This window comes from Methylobacterium sp. J-077, assembly GCF_022829365.1.
In the GTDB taxonomy this organism is placed as follows: Bacteria; Pseudomonadota; Alphaproteobacteria; order Rhizobiales; family Beijerinckiaceae; genus Methylobacterium.
This window is the reverse complement of record NZ_JAKSYJ010000188.1, coordinates 1-301: the sequence shown is the minus strand read 5'-3', so window position 1 is coordinate 301 and position 301 is coordinate 1. Positions and strand designations below refer to the sequence as shown.

Annotated in this window: 2 pseudogenes; one reads left to right on the top strand and one right to left on the bottom strand. The window is 67.8% G+C overall.

Annotated elements, in window-relative coordinates:
• A pseudogene (locus tag MKL11_RS22370) lies at window positions 1–210 on the bottom strand (IS3 family transposase); the annotation flags it as partial.
• A gap of 2 nt (window positions 211–212) precedes the next feature.
• Between MKL11_RS22370 and MKL11_RS22365 the strand changes: the two are divergent.
• Window positions 213–301, top strand: a pseudogene (locus MKL11_RS22365) (IS3 family transposase); the annotation flags it as partial.

The window sequence follows — 301 nt, the reverse complement described above, 5'->3', positions numbered from 1 at the left end:
CACTATTACCCCGCCGAGACCGCATGACGACCCCTCGTTGTCCCCGACTCGCACACGCTTGGGTTGCTTGGCCGGGACCTTCCGGCCCTCACGGCGCCATATCCGTTCGACGCGATGGTCGTTGACGAACCACCCGGTCGCCGTCAGCGGCGAGCTGATCTTCCGGTAGCCGTAGCGACCGTACCGCTCCGCCGGCGCGATGCGGTCGGCCGGCGGAGCGGTACGGTCGCTACGGCTACCGGAAGATCAGCGCGCTGCTGAAGGCGACCGGGTGGTTCGTCAACGACAAGCGCGTCGAACG